Source organism: Leptospira noumeaensis (assembly GCF_004770765.1).
In the GTDB taxonomy this organism is placed as follows: domain Bacteria; phylum Spirochaetota; class Leptospiria; order Leptospirales; family Leptospiraceae; genus Leptospira_A; species Leptospira_A noumeaensis.
The window spans coordinates 1-2,216 of sequence record NZ_RQFK01000002.1; the positions used below are offsets into that span (position 1 = coordinate 1).

At 33.3% G+C, this 2,216-nt stretch carries 1 protein-coding gene; it reads right to left on the reverse strand.

Annotation, left to right across the window (positions count from 1 at the left end; translation table 11 throughout):
• Positions 1 to 608: 608 nt before the first annotated feature.
• Positions 609 to 1,976 (reverse strand): hypothetical protein, encoded by a 1,368-nt coding sequence (locus EHQ24_RS00005; protein WP_135599674.1) that lies wholly within the window; start codon positions 1,974 to 1,976, stop codon positions 609 to 611.
• Positions 1,977 to 2,216 lie beyond the last annotated feature (240 nt).

Sequence of the window (2,216 nt, forward strand, 5' to 3'; positions counted from 1 at the left end):
AGACTTCCGTATAAATAAAAAAGTAAAATAAAGAAACCTGACGAGAACGAAATTTAGCATATTGCAACTAACGAATTAGCGGAGACGACGTTCCCCGACCCTGAGTCCCGACGGGACGTTAGGGACTGGCATGTAGCTTGCGTATGCGAGCGAATGCCAGAAGGGGAATGTGGCACAGCCCAAGCGAGGCCGTAAGTGCCGAAGTGAAGCGTTAAGACGCTGTTAGTTGCAGTGTGCGATTCGAGAAACGAATTGTGATAAGAAAGAACTGGAAGTCCACCAGAAAACATCAACAAACAGCGCAGAGTAAATCATTTTTGAGAAAACTTAAACAAACGAGACCGATCAAATTAATCTTTTGCATCAATCTTTGCTTAATAGAAAAAAACGAGAAAAAGCGAACCTGGCGAGAACGAAATTCTGCACATTGCAACTAACGAACTAGACTAACCGACGTAGGCTGGCCCTGAGTCCCAACGGGACGTTAGGGATTGGCACGACGCTTGCGCAAGCAAGAGGAGTGACAAAAGCCTATGTGTCGCAGACCGAACGAGGGCGTAAGTCCCGAAGTGAAGCGGTTAGTCGCTGTTAGCCGAAGTAATCAATTGTTAGATATATTTGATCATAAACAACAAGCTTGTCGATAAATCTTGATTTATTAGTTGCTGGCTGTTTAAACTATTGATTTTTTCTTTTATTTTTGTCTTTAATATTGGATCTATTTTTTCAAAAATTCGGGAGGAGTGGTTCATTTCCTCTATTAAAATTGGAATAAATTTTTCTGATTTTGTTATTATAATTTGTTCTAGTAAAAAATCTATCATGACCCAAAAAGATTTTACTTTTAATAATCCAAAAAGGTAATGAATTTTGTTATCTATTTCAAATGTTTCTTTTAGATTTAGCAGTTCTTCTAGGCTGTAAATTTTATAAATTTCAAGTCTTAGGAGCAATCGAAAATGAAACAAAAAAAGATTACTTATTTTTTCTTTAAAATTCTCTAACAATCCTAATTTTTTTAAAGAGCTAAGGCTAGCTTTTATTACTTTTTTATTGGTCGATTCTAATCCCTGTTCGAATAGATCCTTATCTTTTTCATTAGGATTCTCTGAGAGACAAATAATTAATTTGGATGGAGTCGTGATTTGGGCAATATAAAAGTTTCTAATGTCAAAGTTTACGTATTTTTTTGCATAATAGTTCGCCTTTGAGCGTATAGATGAATTATCATCTAATAATGCGGTTTCAAAATAGTTTTGAAATTCTAATGGAGATTCGTTTAGAAATTGATCAAAAATATTCAATCTTATTTTTACACAGTTATCTTTCACTAATGTCGGAATATTATTTTTGACGTAGTCTTTGAAAATTGGAAGAAATATTAAAGATCTATTAAAACAATCAGTATCTTTTATAATTATTAATTCTAATTCCGAATGTTTTTTATTTATTAATTCAAAGTAAATAAGTCTCCTATATTTTGGTGAATCGTTTTTATGCTTATTTTTGTCGTTTAGGAAGTTTTTGATTAAAATGTCTAGAATTGATTGTCTAAGCTGAACCCAATTTTCTTCATCATTTTGTTTATTTAAGGCGTTTATTAATAAATCAGAATTTAATTTTAAGGTTTCGGTGTTGACTTTATTTAATTTTGAGGCTAATAGGTTTATAGCAAATGACCTTATATTCTTTACCCAATCTAAGGTTCTTAATAAGATGAAAGGGAAATCCTCTTGAGTGAAATTTTCACTAACAAAATGTAAAAATTTTTCGCGCTCATACCCTGAGTAAGAGGATAGGCCTAACCAAATAAGTTTCTTTTTTTCTTTATGATCAATATACGATAAATCATTAAAATGAATATAGCTTCTAAATTCGGAATTTTTTAGAATGTTCTTAATATTAAATTCATTAAGACAGTTTTTTATATATTCTTTCCTTCTTTTTTTTTCACTAAAATATCTAAGTATATTCATTTTTATATAAGTTTTGATTATTTCGGCTAACGAACTAGTCTTGACGAAGTTTCCCGCCCTGAGCCTGCGTAGTAGGCGTTAGGGAAGCGGGAAATTTGCCGAAGGCCGAACGAGGCCGTGAGTGCCGAAGTGAAGCGTTAAGACGCTGTTAGTTGCAGTGTGCGATTCGAGAAACGAATTGTGATAAGAAAGAACTGGAAGTCCACCAGAGAACATCAACAAACAGTGCAGAGTAAATCA